At 42.4% G+C, this 15,842-nt stretch carries 16 protein-coding genes; 12 read left to right on the plus strand and 4 right to left on the minus strand.

Features of this window, described 5'->3' with window-relative positions:
- Positions 1-97 precede the first annotated feature (97 nt).
- The 3 genes from AC0VZ5_RS02175 to gorA all read right to left on the minus strand — a co-directional run bounded on the left by AC0VZ5_RS02175 (position 98) and on the right by gorA (position 2,949).
- On the minus strand, positions 98-943 hold the full coding sequence (locus AC0VZ5_RS02175) for an IS3 family transposase (RefSeq protein ID WP_409425534.1): 846 nt from the start codon (positions 941-943) through the stop codon (positions 98-100).
- Positions 940-1,440 (minus strand): transposase, encoded by a 501-nt coding sequence (locus AC0VZ5_RS02180; RefSeq protein ID WP_409423191.1) that lies wholly within the window; start codon positions 1,438-1,440, stop codon positions 940-942. Before AC0VZ5_RS02180 ends, AC0VZ5_RS02175 begins: the two co-directional genes overlap by 4 nt.
- A gap of 147 nt (positions 1,441-1,587) precedes the next feature.
- Entirely contained in the window at positions 1,588-2,949 is a 1,362-nt protein-coding gene (gene gorA / locus AC0VZ5_RS02185) for a glutathione-disulfide reductase (protein ID WP_055013344.1), read from the minus strand.
- A 230-nt stretch (positions 2,950-3,179) separates the two neighbouring features.
- Here gorA and prlC point away from each other — a divergent pair, with 230 nt between their 5' ends.
- The 3 genes from prlC to AC0VZ5_RS02200 all read left to right on the plus strand — a co-directional run bounded on the left by prlC (position 3,180) and on the right by AC0VZ5_RS02200 (position 7,393).
- Positions 3,180-5,231, plus strand: a complete 2,052-nt coding sequence (gene prlC, locus AC0VZ5_RS02190; RefSeq protein ID WP_464710195.1) for an oligopeptidase A — start codon at positions 3,180-3,182, stop codon at positions 5,229-5,231.
- Between the two features lie 162 nt (positions 5,232-5,393).
- Positions 5,394-6,572, plus strand: coding sequence for a response regulator (locus AC0VZ5_RS02195; protein WP_475474030.1), 1,179 nt, complete (start codon positions 5,394-5,396; stop codon positions 6,570-6,572).
- 65 nt (positions 6,573-6,637) lie between these two features.
- Positions 6,638-7,393 carry a class I SAM-dependent methyltransferase gene (locus AC0VZ5_RS02200; protein ID WP_008115552.1) on the plus strand — a complete coding sequence of 252 codons (756 nt, stop codon included), beginning with the start codon at positions 6,638-6,640 and terminating at the stop codon, positions 7,391-7,393.
- Positions 7,394-7,575: 182 nt separating this feature from the next.
- Here the strand turns inward: AC0VZ5_RS02200 and AC0VZ5_RS02205 are convergent, their stop codons facing one another.
- Entirely contained in the window at positions 7,576-7,827 is a 252-nt protein-coding gene (locus tag AC0VZ5_RS02205) for a hypothetical protein (protein ID WP_475474032.1), read from the minus strand.
- A 77-nt stretch (positions 7,828-7,904) separates the two neighbouring features.
- Between AC0VZ5_RS02205 and trmJ the strand changes: the two genes are divergently transcribed.
- The 9 genes from trmJ to AC0VZ5_RS02250 all read left to right on the plus strand — a co-directional run bounded on the left by trmJ (position 7,905) and on the right by AC0VZ5_RS02250 (position 15,799).
- Entirely contained in the window at positions 7,905-8,630 is a 726-nt protein-coding gene (gene trmJ, locus AC0VZ5_RS02210; RefSeq protein ID WP_475474034.1) for a tRNA (cytosine(32)/uridine(32)-2'-O)-methyltransferase TrmJ, read from the plus strand.
- 181 nt (positions 8,631-8,811) lie between these two features.
- Complete coding sequence (gene iscR, locus AC0VZ5_RS02215; protein ID WP_008113921.1) at positions 8,812-9,303, plus strand: Fe-S cluster assembly transcriptional regulator IscR; 492 nt, start codon at positions 8,812-8,814, stop codon at positions 9,301-9,303.
- Between the two features lie 24 nt (positions 9,304-9,327).
- Positions 9,328-10,545 (plus strand): IscS subfamily cysteine desulfurase, encoded by a 1,218-nt coding sequence (locus AC0VZ5_RS02220; protein ID WP_008113922.1) that lies wholly within the window; start codon positions 9,328-9,330, stop codon positions 10,543-10,545.
- A 40-nt stretch (positions 10,546-10,585) separates the two neighbouring features.
- Positions 10,586-10,969 (plus strand): Fe-S cluster assembly scaffold IscU, encoded by a 384-nt coding sequence (gene iscU / locus AC0VZ5_RS02225; RefSeq protein WP_054202356.1) that lies wholly within the window; start codon positions 10,586-10,588, stop codon positions 10,967-10,969.
- Between the two features lie 9 nt (positions 10,970-10,978).
- Entirely contained in the window at positions 10,979-11,302 is a 324-nt protein-coding gene (gene iscA, locus AC0VZ5_RS02230; RefSeq protein ID WP_008113924.1) for an iron-sulfur cluster assembly protein IscA, read from the plus strand.
- A gap of 86 nt (positions 11,303-11,388) precedes the next feature.
- A complete protein-coding gene (hscB, locus tag AC0VZ5_RS02235; RefSeq protein WP_054202355.1) occupies positions 11,389-11,916 on the plus strand; it encodes a co-chaperone HscB in 528 nt (175 codons plus the stop codon).
- A 42-nt stretch (positions 11,917-11,958) separates the two neighbouring features.
- Entirely contained in the window at positions 11,959-13,821 is a 1,863-nt protein-coding gene (gene hscA / locus AC0VZ5_RS02240) for a Fe-S protein assembly chaperone HscA (protein WP_055013455.1), read from the plus strand.
- An 11-nt stretch (positions 13,822-13,832) separates the two neighbouring features.
- Complete coding sequence (gene fdx, locus AC0VZ5_RS02245) at positions 13,833-14,171, plus strand: ISC system 2Fe-2S type ferredoxin (RefSeq protein ID WP_008113929.1); 339 nt, start codon at positions 13,833-13,835, stop codon at positions 14,169-14,171.
- A 200-nt stretch (positions 14,172-14,371) separates the two neighbouring features.
- Positions 14,372-15,799, plus strand: coding sequence for an NAD-dependent succinate-semialdehyde dehydrogenase (locus AC0VZ5_RS02250; protein ID WP_475474038.1), 1,428 nt, complete (start codon positions 14,372-14,374; stop codon positions 15,797-15,799).
- Positions 15,800-15,842: the final 43 nt, after the last annotated feature.

Consider the following 15,842-nt stretch of genomic DNA (forward strand, 5'->3'; position numbering starts at 1 on the left):
GGTTACCGGGCGACGGGTCTCGAGCAAAACATCTAACTTCTTAATAAAAAAACCTTGCGATGTTAACTGAAGTGACCCCATAAAGTTGGACTCATTTCTAAGCGGCTGCCAAGGCCTGATTTCGATACTGTATCGGACTCAGGCCTTTTAGTTTCAGTTTAATACGCTCATTGTTGTAATAGTGGATATATTCTTTAATGTTTTCAATAAGATCATTCACGTCTTTAAACGTTTCGTTGTGGTACATCTCACTCTTCAATATGCCGAAGAAGTTCTCAGCAACCGCATTATCTAAACAATTTCCTTTTCTAGACATACTTTGTTGCAATCCTTTTTCCTTAAGGTGATTTTGATATTGTTTGTTTTGATATTGCCACCCTTGATCTGAGTGTACAACTGGCTTTTCATTTGGCTTCAACCTAGCAGTTGCTGTTTTAAGCATGTCAGTTACCAAAGGGAGTGCAACGGATTTTCTGACTTCGTAACTGATTACCTCTTGGTTGAATAGGTCAATCATAGGTGATAGATATACCTTCTCATTATCCACTTTAAACTCCGTCACATCCGTCACCCATTTTTGATTTGGCTTCTGCGCAGTAAACTCGCGGTTAAGCGTATTTTCTGCGATTTTACCCACTTCACCTTTATAGGATTTATAGCGCTTAGGCCTTACTTTTGACTTGAGTCCTAACTCATTCATCAACCGTTGAACGCGCTTATGATTAACAAGTACTCCCATTGCTCTCAGGGCACTCGTAATTCTGCGATAGCCATATCGCCCTTTATGCGCGTGATAAATATCACGTATTTTTACCAGTAAATCATTGCTTGCACAGGGTTGCTTACAAGTAGTGCGATGATAATAGTAAACACTCTTTGGCAGCCCTGTAGCCTTTAAAAGGTGTCGTAAGCTATGCTTTGCCTTGAACTCTTCGACGACTATCGTTTTGTCTTTGCTTTTTTCTTTCTGGCTTGAGCCAAGGCTTCTAACTTTTTTAGCACATCATTCTCAGCTCGTAAGTATGCTAGTTCTTCTCGTAACTCCTCCTCAGTCATTTGCTCTACTAGTTTTGATGAAGAAGAATTATTTGTCATGAATGGCTTACCTTTTCTCTGTGGTTTAAGACGTGATATACCATCACGAGCATAAAGCTTTTGCCATTGAAAAAGAATGCCTGGGGACGATAAATCGAAGAAAGCACTGGTATAACCGAGTGACCAACTGTTTGCTGTCATCGTTTTTAACACTTCAGCCTTAAATGCTAGAGAATAAGGTTTGTGAACAGACCTGAAGCTTTCAGCGCCATGAATTCGATAAATAGCGGTCCAATATCGGACCTGCCTGTCTGTAACATTAAATCTGTTACTTACCGCCGAAGAGCTTTCAGACAAAGCGAGTTCAGCTATTTTGAGCTTGAAAGCTCGGTGATGTTTGGACATAAAAAGACCCCCAGTAATTGGAATGTCCAACTATTGGGGGTCACTTCAAACCGCAAGGTTTTTTTATTTTCTCGAACCTCGAACCTCGAACCTCGAACCTCGAACCTCGAACCTCGAACCTCGAACCTCGAACCTCGAACCACGAACTTATCTCATGGTAACAAACTCTTCAGAGCCGGTTGGGTGTAGTGCGACAACCGCATCAAAATCTGCTTTAGTTGCGCCCATTTTCATGGCGACTGCAAAACCCTGAATCATTTCATCAACGGTAAAACCAATACCGTGTAAGCCCACAACTTTTTCATCATCGCCTGCACACACTAACATCATATTACAGGCTTGGCGGTGCTGAGTAACTGCAGTATACATAGCCGCAAAGCTTGATTTGTATACTTTTACATTTTCGCCGCCGTACTGAGAAATCGCTTCTTGCTCAGTTAAACCAATGGTGCCGATAGGTGGGTGGCTAAATACTACGGTTGGTACTAGGCTGTAGTCCATTTTTAAATCGTTCGGCAATTCTTTATTAAATAAACGCTCCGATAGAGTACGACCCGCTTTAACAGCAACCGGTGTAAGCTCAATACCATTTTCGATAATATCACCCACAGCGTATACATTTTCAGCTGTGGTGTTTTGGTATTCATCTACTTTTACATAACCGCTTTCGTTTACTTCTACGCCTGCTGCAGCAAGATTAATTTTATCGGTTGTTGGCGTGCGGCCTATAGCCCAAATAACCTGATCAACATTTTCGCTGTAACCATTCTCAAAATGAATCGTTAAGCTGCCATCAGCCTCTTTTACCACTTCTTTTGGTGAACACTCAGTGTGCAGTGTTGGGCCTTCTTTTGCCATAATATCAACCAGTGTGTCGATAATGTATGGGTCAAAGGTACGCAGTGGCTTGCTCTTACGAACAAATAAGTGAGTTTGTGTACCTAAGCTGTGCAGCACACCGGCAATTTCTACGGCAATATAACCGGCACCAACAACAGCAACGCGTTTAGGTTGTTCGTTCAGCTCAAAAAAGCCGTTTGAATCAATACCGTGTTCAGCACCTGGAATATTAGGAATAGTAGGGCGGCCACCAACGGCAACTAAAATGTGATCGGCAGTATAGTGTTCGCCATCTACTTCAACGGTTTTACTATCAACAAACTTTGCAAAACCTTTGATCACAGTTACGCCATTTTTAGCTAAACCATTATCATAGCCTTTGTGAATGCGGCCAATATAGGCTTCACGGCTTTCTACTAGCTTTGACCAGTCAAAGCCTTTAACTTCAACATCAAAACCGTAATCAGGAGCATAAAGATTAATTGCTTCAGCAACTTGAGCGCCATGCCACATTACTTTTTTAGGAACACACCCTACGTTTACGCAGGTGCCACCCATGTGTTTAGCTTCAATTAATGCTACTTTTGCGCCACGCATTGCTGCACGGTTAGCTGATGCAATACCACCACTACCGCCACCAATTGCAATGTAATCAAAATGCTGAGCCATGTTTAATCCTCTAAATGTGTTTAACAATGTTTTACCGATAATATCATATGCGATGAACAAGTCACTTGTTCGGGGCTGCTAAAATCTCTACCATCAAACGAAAACCAAGCTAGTTAAGATCAAGGTATTATTAGTCGAGCGTATATTAAGCTAAGAGCTGAACACTTCCCCTTGTATTTACGTATTTTGCCCCAACTTCATTTTTATATTTGCACAAACTGAGAATGATTATGAGCAATGCACAAACAAATCCCCTAATCGGGCTTGAAGGTTTACCGCCTTTTTCAAAAATAAAGCCAGAGCATGTAGTACCGGCATTAAAAAAAGGTATTGAGCACTGTCGCAGTGCAATTGATGATGTATTAGCAAAGCAATCATACACCTGGAATGATTTAGTATTACCCCTTGAAGAAGCTGACGATAAACTATCGCGATTATTTTCACCGGTGTCACATTTAAACTCGGTGATGAACAACGATGAACTTCGCGAAGCTTATGAGCAGTGTTTACCGCTTATTTCTGAATATTCTACTTTTGTTGGCCAACACCAAGGTTTATATGAGGCTTATAGCGCGCTTTATAACAGTGATGAATTTAAAACACTCACTACCGCCCAGCAAAAAACGATTACCAACGCATTGCGTGACTTTAAGCTTTCAGGCATTGCACTAAATCCTGAGCAGCAAAAACGCTACGGTGAAATTAGTGCGCGTTTATCAGAGCTTGCTTCAAAATTTGGTAATAACGTGATGGATGCCACGCTTGCATGGCATAAGCATATTACCGATAAAAGCCAACTAGCGGGCTTACCAGAGTCAGCACTGGCATTAGCGGCTGATACAGCAAAAAGTAAAGACTTAGAAGGCTGGGTATTTACTCTCGATTTCCCATCTTACTTACCTATAATGACTTACGCAGACGACCGTGAACTTCGCAAAGAAACATACACCGCGTTTTCTACTCGTGCATCCGATCAAGGTCCAAATGCAGGAGAGTTTGATAACTCGGCGATTATGAGTGAAGAACTGGCACTGCGTCATGAGTTAGCACAATTACTGGGCTTTAATAATTACGCCGAAAAATCGTTAGCTACAAAAATGGCAGAATCACCTGCACAGGTATTTTCATTTTTAGAAGACTTAGCAGCTAAATCCAAGCCACAAGCAGAGCAAGAGCTTAAAGAGTTGCAACAATACGCAGAGCAACAGCACGGTATTAGTGAACTACAGGCATGGGACTTTGGTTATTACAGCGAAAAGCTAAAGCAAGAAAAGTACGCGATTTCAGATGAAGTATTACGCCCATACTTCCCTGCCGATAAAGTGCTCAGTGGTTTGTTTGAAACGGTTAACCGCTTATTTGGTATTACGGTTAAAGAGCAAAAAGACATCGATACGTATCATAAAGATGTGCGCTTTTTTGAAATTTACGATAGCAACAACACTTTACGTGGTCGTTTCTATTTAGATTTATACGCCCGTGACCACAAGCGTGGTGGTGCGTGGATGGATGACTGTATGGGTCGTAAAGTGCGCGCTAATGGTGAACTTCAAACACCAGTTGCTTACTTAGTATGTAACTTTAATAAAGCGATTGGCGATAAGCCTGCTTTGTTTACCCATAATGAAGTAACCACACTGTTCCATGAGTTTGGTCACGGCATTCACCACATGTTAACTCAAGTAGATGCAGCGCCTGTTGCTGGTATTAATGGTGTAGCATGGGATGCCGTTGAATTGCCAAGTCAGTTTTTAGAAAACTGGTGTTACGAAGAAGAAGCCCTAAGTTTTATTTCAGGCCACTTCGAAACCGGTGAGCCATTACCAAAAGAGCTACTAGATAAACTATTGGCCGCTAAAAATTACAACTCAGGTATGCAAATGCTAAGACAACTTGAGTTCTCGTTATTCGATTTTAAAATTCACCATGACTACGACTCAGGCCAGCCATGTAACATTCAAGCTGTGCTTGATGATGTACGCAGTCGTACCTCAGTCATTAAGCCGCCAGCGTTTAACCGTTTTCAGCATGGCTTTAGTCATATTTTTGCGGGCGGTTATAGCGCGGGGTATTACTCGTATAAATGGGCTGAAGTACTTTCGGCAGACGCTTACTCTAAATTTGAAGAGGAAGGCATTTTTAATCCACAAACGGGTCAAGCGTTTATGCAGCACATTCTTGAAAAAGGCGGCAGCGAAGAGCCAATGGCACTGTTTAAAAACTTCCGTGGTCGTGAGCCAAGTGTAGATGCACTTCTGCGCCACAGCGGCATCGCCGCTTAGGGTCTGTTGACCTTTGCGGATTAAAATATAATTACAAAAGCGCCCCAGTGGCGCTTTTTTATTGCCTAAAACACAGTGCTGTTAAAGAATATTTTGAATAAATTTTAGTAGTTTTAACATGGCGTACTATGCTTTGAACAAAGTACTAAAAGGGACTAACGTATGGCAAAGTTAATACTGGCAATTGATGACGATAAATTAATGCACCATATTATTGAAGAATCTTTAGCTGGGTTTTGCAAAGTGATCCACGCCAAAAATGGTGAAGATGGCATAAGACAAGCGATTAAATATAACCCCGATATTATTTTGCTTGATGTTGAAATGCCAGGCATGTCTGGTTATGAGGTTTGCCAAACTATTAAACAAAATAAAGCCACAACAGATATTCCGGTAATGTTTTTATCATCCAAAGTGGGGCAAGCTGAACGTATTAAAGGGTTTAGTGTTGGCGGGGCTGACTACATTTTGAAGCCTTTTAACGCACAGGAGTTGATGGCACGCATTAAAATTCTTTACCAGTATCGCAAGCAGTGTGCAACACTGCAGTATGATATAGCAAAGGCCAATAAAACAGCTGAAATGGCGATGATTGAGACCGGTGACATGGGGCGCATTATGCGTTTTGTTTGTCAAAGCTATCATGCAGATAATTTAGAATTATTAAGTGAATACTTTTTAGGTTTTTTTACTCCATTACACCTCAATGTCGTGGTTGTTTTTTGGCAAAATAACCAGGGAATGTTTTATAGCCAAGAAACTGGTGTATGCCCATTAGAGCAAGAGCTACTCATACAGCATAAAAATGCAGAACGCTTTGTTGATATTGGTCATAGTACTATTATTAATTACCCTAATATTTCACTATTAATTAAAAATATGCCTGTTGATACGCCATCACTTTATGGCCGCTATAAAGATTTATTTCCGCACATTTTAGAAGTAACTAACGAAAAAGTAGTTACTATACAGCAGCACCAATATCGGCTAATGCGCGATAATGAGCTAACCCTTGCTTTTAAAGATATTGTTGCCCAGCTTAAAAATCAAAATGCCATGCAAACGAGTGCAATTAGCCAGCTTACAGAGCAGCTTGAGCAACTCCAATCGCTAATACAAACACTCAACGAGATACCAGCTTCGCAGTTTAATGAGCAAATAACTCAGCTTAGTCATACATCACAGCAGCTGGTTGCAACCACTAATGATTTAGCCTTTATTAAGCACCAACTAAAAACAACCACTCAACAGCGTGATGACTTAATTACTCAAACACAACTAAGTAAACAACAAACGCAGCCAGAACCTGAGAGCGAAAATAACGATATTGAGTTGTTTTAAACTAGAGATCGTATATTGACTTTGTTTGGGTATAATAACGGTGAAATTTATCATCGGAGTGTGAAGTGGTTATACAGTGTGCGTTTAAAGAGTGTCGACCTTATTTAAATGAGTTAGAAGCACGCTTTGGGCTTGCTCAATGGGCAGAGCAAAGCAGTGGTTTTAGCTTGCATTACGATGATAAAGGACTAAGCCTGTATAAAACTGACGAGCCAAAATTAGGTGCTATTAACGTAGACTTTGTAACTGGTGCCGTTGCACATAGGCGTAAATTTGGTGGTGGTAAAGGGCAATCAATTGCCAAAGCAGTTGGTCTTAATAAGGGCGCAACGCCAGTGGTACTCGATGCCACAGCAGGCCTTGGACGCGACGGTTTTGTGTTAGCCTCGCTAGGCTGTAAAGTAATTTTACATGAGCGCCACCCCGTGGTTGCTGCACTGTTATATGATGGCTTACAACGTGCTTATAACGATAGTGAAATTGGCCCATGGATGCAGCAAAATATGAGCCTTATCTTTGGCTCAAGCCATACCTTACTTGCCCAATGTGACAGCATGCCCGATGTGGTTTATCTTGATCCAATGTTCCCGCACCGTGAAAAATCAGCGCTGGTTAAAAAAGAAATGCGGGTATTCCAAGAGTTAGTGGGTGGCGATACCGACGCCGATGATTTACTCGAGTTTGCTTACCCTCTTGCCAGTAAGCGTGTAGTAGTGAAACGCCCCGATTACGCACCATTTTTAAATGATAAAACCCCGAGTATGCAAATCAAAACTAAGAAAAACCGCTTTGATGTATATGTAAAAGCCGCGATGGTTTAGGTTAAAGAACAGTTTTTAGTCTTCAGCTGTCAGTTGTCAGCAAAAGATTAAGCCAAGTACGGTGTTTGGATTAAACGTAGGCGGGGCTTTACGCCGCGCAGGTAGTTTGACATGTTGTGAAAATGCGCGAGGTAAACTCTCACCTATAATATAAAAACTGGGCTTGCATAAGGCTCGGTGTTTTATTTTACTACCTGACCGCTGACCGCTGACCGCTGACCGCTGACCGCTGACCGCTGACCGCTGACCGCTGACCGCTGACCGCTGACCGCTGACCGCTGACCGCTGACCGCTGACCGCTGACCGCTGACCGCTGACCGCTGACCGCTGACCGCTGACCGCTGACCGCTGACCGCTGACCGCTGACCGCTGACCGCTGACCGCTGACCGCTGACCGCTGACCGCTGACCCCGAACTGATCTTTTAGATCTCAACTATTGAATATAGGATCTCGACGCGTTTTCATGCTAGAATTTGCGCAATTTTTTTGTACTCGATAAGTAGCACTGTAATGATCTTAGATGATATCCGCATCGTTTTAGTTAATACCTCACATTCTGGCAATATTGGTTCTGCGGCACGCGCCATGAAAACCATGGGATTATCAAAGTTATACCTTGTAGATCCTGCTTGTGAAATAGATAGTCATGCCAGCGCACTGGCTGCAGGTGCTACAGATGTACTTGGTAATGCGGTTATTGTTGATACGGTTGCTGATGCCATTGCTGATTGTGCATTAACCATTGGTACTAGCGCTCGCTCGCGTACATTGTCGTGGCCTATGGTAGAGCCGCGTGAATGTGGTGAAAAGCTTGTTGACGAAGCTGTAAATGGCCCTGTAGCACTTGTATTTGGTCGTGAAAACAGTGGCTTAACAAACGAAGAATTACAACTGTGTAATTACCATGTGTGTATTCCTGCTAACCCAGAATACAGCTCGCTAAATTTAGCCATGGCAGTACAAACCTTATGTTATGAAACGCGTATGGCGTTTTTAAGTCAACAGCCTAAAGCGGAACAACAAGAAGACGACACCCTATATCCATCGTCTAAACAAACAGAGCTGTTTTACGAACATCTTGAAGACACCTTGTTTAAAACAGGCTTCATCATTAAGCAGCACCCAGGCATGGTAATGACTAAGCTACGTCGCTTGTTTAATCGTGCTCGCCCTGAAGATGCTGAAATGAACATATTACGAGGTATTCTTACCTCAATTAATAAGTCTATAAAATAGCAATTAGTTATAAATAGCGCCCTTTATTGCTCTACTAATACTTGACTAAATTACTCAGGTAATTACAATAGACCCAATACTTGACCAAAACAGTCGGGTATTACAAGTTTTTTAGAACCTAGAATACTTGACTAATCTACTCTGGTAATTAAAATTTGCACTCTTTTGTGCGGGGGGCGTTATGAAGTTAACATCAAAAGGCAGATACGCCGTTACAGCCATGCTGGATGTTGCACTACATGCAAATATAGGCCCTGTAGCGCTTGCAGATATTTCGCAGCGCCAAGAAATTTCTTTGTCTTATCTTGAGCAGTTGTTTGCCCGTTTACGTAAGAATGGGCTAGTGAGTTCTGTTCGAGGTCCTGGTGGGGGCTATTTACTAGGACGTGAGGCCGATGTAATTTCAGTTGGCGATGTTATCAATGCGGTAGATGAATCTGTTGACGCTACACGGTGTCAGCGAAGCAATACTGGTTGTCAAAGTGGCATGCGTTGTTTAACCCATACATTGTGGTCAGACTTAAGCGCACGAATTGAAGAATTTTTAAATAATATTACCTTAGCTGAACTGGTCGAAAAGTCGGACGTTAAAGCGGTCGCTCTTCGCCAAGAAAACAGCGTTAATGATGCAATTAAGCAGTTGGAAAATATTCAAGTAAGCTGTCAACTTTAAGGTTGACCTGCAGCGGAGAGAGAAATGAAGTTACCGATTTATTTAGATTACGCAGCAACTACGCCCGTTGACGAACGAGTTGCCAAAGAAATGATGCAGTGCCTGACTATGGACGGTAATTTTGGTAATCCAGCATCGCGTTCACACCGTTTTGGTTGGCAAGCTGAAGAAGTCGTTGACCAAGCACGTACTGACATTGCCGATTTAATTAATGCAGACCCACGTGAAATTGTATTCACATCGGGTGCAACAGAATCAAATAACCTTGCTATTAAAGGTGCAGCTCAGTTTTACAAGAAAAAAGGTAAGCATGTTATTACCGCTAAAACTGAACACAAAGCAGTTATCGACACATGTCGTGAGCTTGAGCGTCAAGGGTTTGAAGTAACTTATATGGACGTTGAAGAAAACGGCCTACTTGATCTGCAAAAATTAGCAGATACGATGCGTGACGACACCGTGCTTGTAAGCATTATGCATGTAAATAACGAGCTAGGTGTAATCCAAGACATCAACACTATTGGTGAAATGTGTCGCGAACGTAAAATTATGTTCCACGTAGATGCAGCACAAAGCGCAGGTAAAGTTTTAATCGATGTGCAACAAACCAAAGTAGATTTCATGTCATTCTCGGCGCACAAAGTATACGGACCTAAAGGCGTAGGTGCTTTGTATGTTCGTCGTAAACCACGTGCACGTTTAGAAGCACAAATGCACGGTGGCGGCCATGAACGTGGTATGCGTTCTGGTACATTAGCTACCCATCAGTTAGTAGGTATGGGCGCAGCATTTAGAATTGCAAAACAAGATTTTGAAAAAGATCACGCACACATCAGTGCGTTACGTAAACGCCTAATCGACGGCATTTTAACAGATATGGACGAAGTGTACTTTAACGGCACACAAGACCAATCAGTACCTGGTATTGTTAATATCAGCTTTAACTTTGTTGAAGGTGAGTCGTTACTAATGGCCGTTAAAGATATTGCGGTATCGTCAGGTTCAGCCTGTACATCTGCAAGTTTAGAACCTTCTTACGTATTACGTGCATTAGGCCGCAACGACGAATTAGCACATAGTTCAATTCGTTTTAGTATTGGCCGTTTTACCACAGAAGAAGAGATTGATTACACCGTTGAGCTAATGAAAAACTCGATTGGCCGTTTACGTGAAATGTCTCCTCTTTGGGAAATGCACCAAGAAGGTGTTGATTTAGATTCAGTTGAATGGGCGCACCACTAATTAGTGGTGCCCATACCTAGCAGGTAGTGAGGATAGAATTATGGCTTACAGTGATAAAGTAATCGACCACGTAGAAAACCCACGTAACGTAGGTGCTCTAGATAAAAACGATCCGTCAGTGGCAACGGGTATGGTAGGCGCACCAGCATGTGGTGACGTAATGAAACTGCAAATTAAAGTGTCTGCAGAAGGCGTGATTGAAGATGCAAAATTCAAAACGTACGGCTGTGGTAGTGCAATTGCTTCATCTTCACTGGTAACAGAGTGGGTTAAAGGCAAAACACTAGACGAAGCGTCTACTATCAAAAATACCGATATCAGCGCAGAGCTAGAATTACCACCAGTGAAAATTCACTGTTCAATTTTAGCAGAAGATGCAATTCAAGCAGCAATTGCAGATTACAAAAGCAAACATACAAACTAAGAGATATTCATGGCAGTGACATTGACAGATGCGGCAGCAAACCGCGTACAATCATTTTTAGCAAACCGTGGTAAAGGCATAGGCCTGCGAGTTGGCATTAAAACGACGGGCTGTTCAGGTCTTGCTTATGTATTAGAGTTTGTTGATGAGCTAAACGATGACGATGAAACATTTGCGGCCAAAGGCGTTACCTTAATTGTTGACGCTAAAAGCTTAGTTTATATCGACGGCACTGAGCTCGACTACACTAAAGAAGGCTTAAATGAAGGGTTTAAATTTAACAACCCTAATCAAGCTGATGAGTGTGGTTGTGGCGAAAGCTTTACCGTTTAAGCTCAAACTTGTTTTGGATACCTAAGCTACTTGGGTATAACTAAGCCCTGCCAATTAATGTAGGGCTTTGTCATTTGTGAGAAGTTATGCGTTATTTTGAGTTATTTGCAATTCCCGTTGACTACAATATTGATTTAGCAACGATTAACAAGCACTACTTAGAACTTCAACGTGCTGTTCACCCTGATCGCCATGCTAACGCTAGCAGTCGTGATAAATTAATGGCCGTACAAAGTACTGCCGAAATTAATGATGCACTGCAAACACTTAAGCATCCCGTTAAACGTGCAGAATATATGCTGAGCGAGCTAGGCGTAGATATTCGTGCTGAGCAGCAAACATTGCAAGATCCCATGTTTTTAATGCAGCAAATGGAGCTTCGCGAAGAACTTGAAGAGTTAGCGAGCGCAAGCGATCCTGATTCTGCTATTGATCATTTTGAAAAACAAATAAAGCAGCTTGATCAGCAGTACAGTGCGCAATTGGCAGAGCAGTTAGCAAGTAACGATGAGCAGCAATATCAACAAGCAGCAGACAGTATCCGTAAGCTAAAGTTTGTTTATAAGTTACGCGACGAACTTGAACGCATTGAAGACAGTTTATTTGACGATTAATTCACTTGCTGCAAAGCGAGCAACACGAGTTTAAAGAGCATTATGGCATTATTGCAAATTGCTGAGCCGGGGCAGAGCGCGGCACCACATGAACATAAACTAGCAATTGGAATTGACTTAGGTACCACGAATTCATTAGTGGCAACCGTACAAAGCGGCGAAGCTCGTACTATTACTGATGAGTCAGGCGAAGCAATGTTGCCGTCTGTAGTGCGTTACCAAGCTGGTGGCATAACCGTGGGTGCAGACGCGATGCAAGCAGCTACACTCGATCCGGTTAATACACTCATTTCAGTTAAGCGCTTTTTAGGTAAAACCCAAGCCGAAATAGAACAAAGCTATGGCCAACTGCCTTATCAATTTTGCGATGATAACGGCGCACTTGCGATAGCAACTGAAGCCGGGGAAATCAGCCCAGTAAAAGCATCAAGCCATATTTTAGGTGCGCTAAAAGCACGTGCAGAACAAAGCTTTGGTAATCAAGATATTTTAGGCGCAGTTATTACCGTACCAGCCTATTTTGATGATGCACAGCGCCAAAGCACTAAAGATGCGGCTGAACTTGCCGGCATTAATGTACTGCGTTTATTAAACGAGCCAACCGCGGCTGCCGTTGCTTATGGTTTAGATTCAGGCCAAGAAGGCATAATTGCTGTTTATGACTTAGGTGGCGGAACATTTGATATTTCTATACTGCGCTTAAATAAAGGCGTGTTTGAAGTGTTGGCCACTGGTGGCGATTCAAGCCTAGGCGGTGATGACTTTGACTCATTATTAGTTGACTACTTAAAACAAGAAACCGGCGTGACGGGCTTATCTCCTTCGGTATTACGTTTATTTATAAATAAAGCCAAAGCCTGTAAAGAAGCACTCAGCCAATACGAAAAAGTGAATGTTGGCCTTGAGTTTGACGATGAAAAATACATGGTTGAAGTAACGCGAGAGAAGTTTAACGAGCTGGCTATGCCACTGGTTAAAAAAACGCTCCGCTCATGTCGTCGTGCAGTAAAAGATGCCGGTATTGAAAACCAAGAAGTATTACAAGTGGTGATGGTTGGCGGTTCAACCCGCATGCCGTTGGTACGTACTCAAGTTGGCGAGTTTTTTGATAAACAACCACTAACTTCAATTGACCCTGATCGTGTTGTTGCTCTGGGTGCCGCATTACAAGCAGACGTATTAATTGGTAACAAGCCAGATTCAGACATGTTACTGCTGGATGTGTTACCGTTGTCGCTAGGCCTTGAGACTATGGGTGGCTTGGTTGAAAAAATCATTCCTCGCAATACCACTATCCCAGTTGCACGTGCGCAAGAATTTACTACGTTTAAAGATGGTCAAACGGCCATGTCGTTGCATGTATTACAAGGCGAGCGTGAACTGGTTGACGATTGTCGATCGCTGGCAAAGTTCAGCTTAAAAGGCATTCCACCTATGGCGGCGGGAGCGGCGCATATTCGCGTTACCTTTAAAGTAGACGCTGATGGTTTACTAAGCGTATCAGCCATGGAAAAATCAACCGGCGTTCAAGCAGAAATACAAGTAAAACCGTCGTTTGGTTTGTCTGACGACCAAGTTGCTAATATGCTTAAAGAGTCGATGAGTAACGCTAAAGGCGACATGCAAGCGCGTATGCTTAAAGAGCAACAAGTTGAAGCGCTTCGTGTAATAGAAGCAATGGAAGCCTCTTTAGCAGCTGATGGCGATTTACTTGAGCCTGAGCAACTAGCGGCGCTAAAAGTGGAAATAAACGAACTTGCAAAAGTACGCGAGAGTGCACAAGAGCCAAGCGAAATTAAAGCAGCCATTGAAAAAATGGACAATGCGAGTAGTGATTTTGCCGCGCGTAGAATGGATGCATCAATTAAAAAAGCCTTAACAGGCCAGTCAGTAGACAATATATAAGAGAGATTAGAATGCCACAAATTGTTTTTCTTCCCCATCCGGAGTTGTGTCCTGACGGTGCTGCAATAGAAGCGCCCGCTGGCGAAACGGTACTTGATATCGCGCTTAAAAATGGCATTAGCATTCCTCATGCCTGTGAAAAATCATGTGCATGTACAACCTGTCACTTAGTGATCCGTGAAGGTTTTGACTCATTAGATGAAAGTGACGATCTAGAAGACGACATGCTAGATAAAGCCTGGGGTTTAGAACCAGAGTCACGTTTAGGTTGCCAAGCAATCATTAGAGATGAAGACTTAGTGGTTGAAATACCTAAGTACAATCTCAATATCGTTAATGAAGAACACTAGTTTTTTAATTAACGACTATTATATTAAAAGCCGCTGTTTAACACAGCGGCTTTTTTTTTGATAAGTAGCAGCGGGTTTACCTCGCGTCTTTTTAAAGGTTAAAGGTTACGAGCCACGGGCTGCGAGGCGCGGGTAATTTATCGAAGCCCGAGGCTCGAGGCTCGAAGCCCGTAACCCGAAACTTATTCCGGAGGTGTATTTTGAGTGATCTTATTTTTTCAGACTCGTTTATAAACGGTGAATTTTATCAAACCAGCACACGCTTTAGCGTTGATGATCCCGCCACCGAACAAAGTATTGTTGAAGTAAGCGATATTGACGAGCAAGGTGTAAATATAGCTATTAATGCGGCAAAAGGCGCGTTTGTAAAATTAAAAGCCACCAATGCAACCGAGCGAAGTGAAACTCTGATGCGTTGGTATGATCTGGTAATAAAGCACAAACAAACGCTAGCTACACTTATGACTAAAGAGCAGGGAAAACCGCTTAAAGAATCGCTAGGTGAAATAGATTATGGCGCCGGTTTTATTAAATGGTTTGCAGAGGAAGCTAAACGCAGCTACGGTGATGTGATCCCCGCCACCGATAACAGGCATCGTTTAACTAGCTTCAAGCAACCTATTGGCGTGGTAGCAGGTATTACACCATGGAACTTTCCTGTGGCTATGGTAACTCGAAAAGTAGCCCCTGCTTATGCTGCTGGCTGTAGTTTCATTTTAAAACCTTCTGAACATACACCACTATGCGCTATTGCTTTAGCGTATTTAGCTGATCAGGCTGGCTTTGTGAAAGGCGCATTCAATGTGTTGGTATCACAAAACGCTAAAGACGTTGGTAAAATGTTGACTGACTCAGAGGTGGTACGTAAGTTTACCTTTACTGGCTCTACAGGTGTAGGTAAGCAGTTACTATCACAGTGTGCACAGACAATTAAAAAAACATCAATGGAATTGGGTGGCAATGCGCCGTTCATTATTTTTGATAATGCCGATATTGATGACGCTATTGATGGCCTAATGGCAGCTAAATTTAGAAATAGTGGCCAAGCGTGTGTAGCGGCAAACCGTATATTCATCCAGCGCAGTATATTAAATGAAGTGCTTGAAAAAATTACACCCAGAGTCGCTGCGCTCAACGTTGCAAACGGTTTTGATGAAAATGCCGACATAGGCCCGCTTATTTATCCCAAAGCAAAAGAGAAAGTACAACAATTGATTAAAGACGCTCTCGATAAAGGCGCTACGCTAATTGGTGATAACAGCAATTTAGGTGGCAGCTTTCAAAACCCATTAATAGTTACTAATGTCACTACACAAATGGATATTTATCACGAAGAAGTATTTGGCCCTGTATTAACGGTGATCCCATTTGATGAAGAAAGCGAAGTCCTTGCGCTTGCTAATGACGTCCCTTATGGGTTAGCTGCGTACTTTTATAGCCAAAACATTAAACAAATCTATCGTATAAGCGAAGGGCTAGAGTTTGGCATGGTAGGTGTAAATGAGGGCGTTATATCAAACCCTGTAGCACCGTTCGGTGGGGTAAAGCAATCAGGCCTTGGAAGAGAGGGTGGTCACCAAGGTTTAGATGAATACCTAGAAGAAAAATACGTATGTATTAGAGTTTAACTCTATAAACTGTTCCGATGAGTTAACCGTTTAGCGTTTTAAG

It is taken from the genome of Pseudoalteromonas sp. QJM3NY_12, assembly GCF_056173165.1.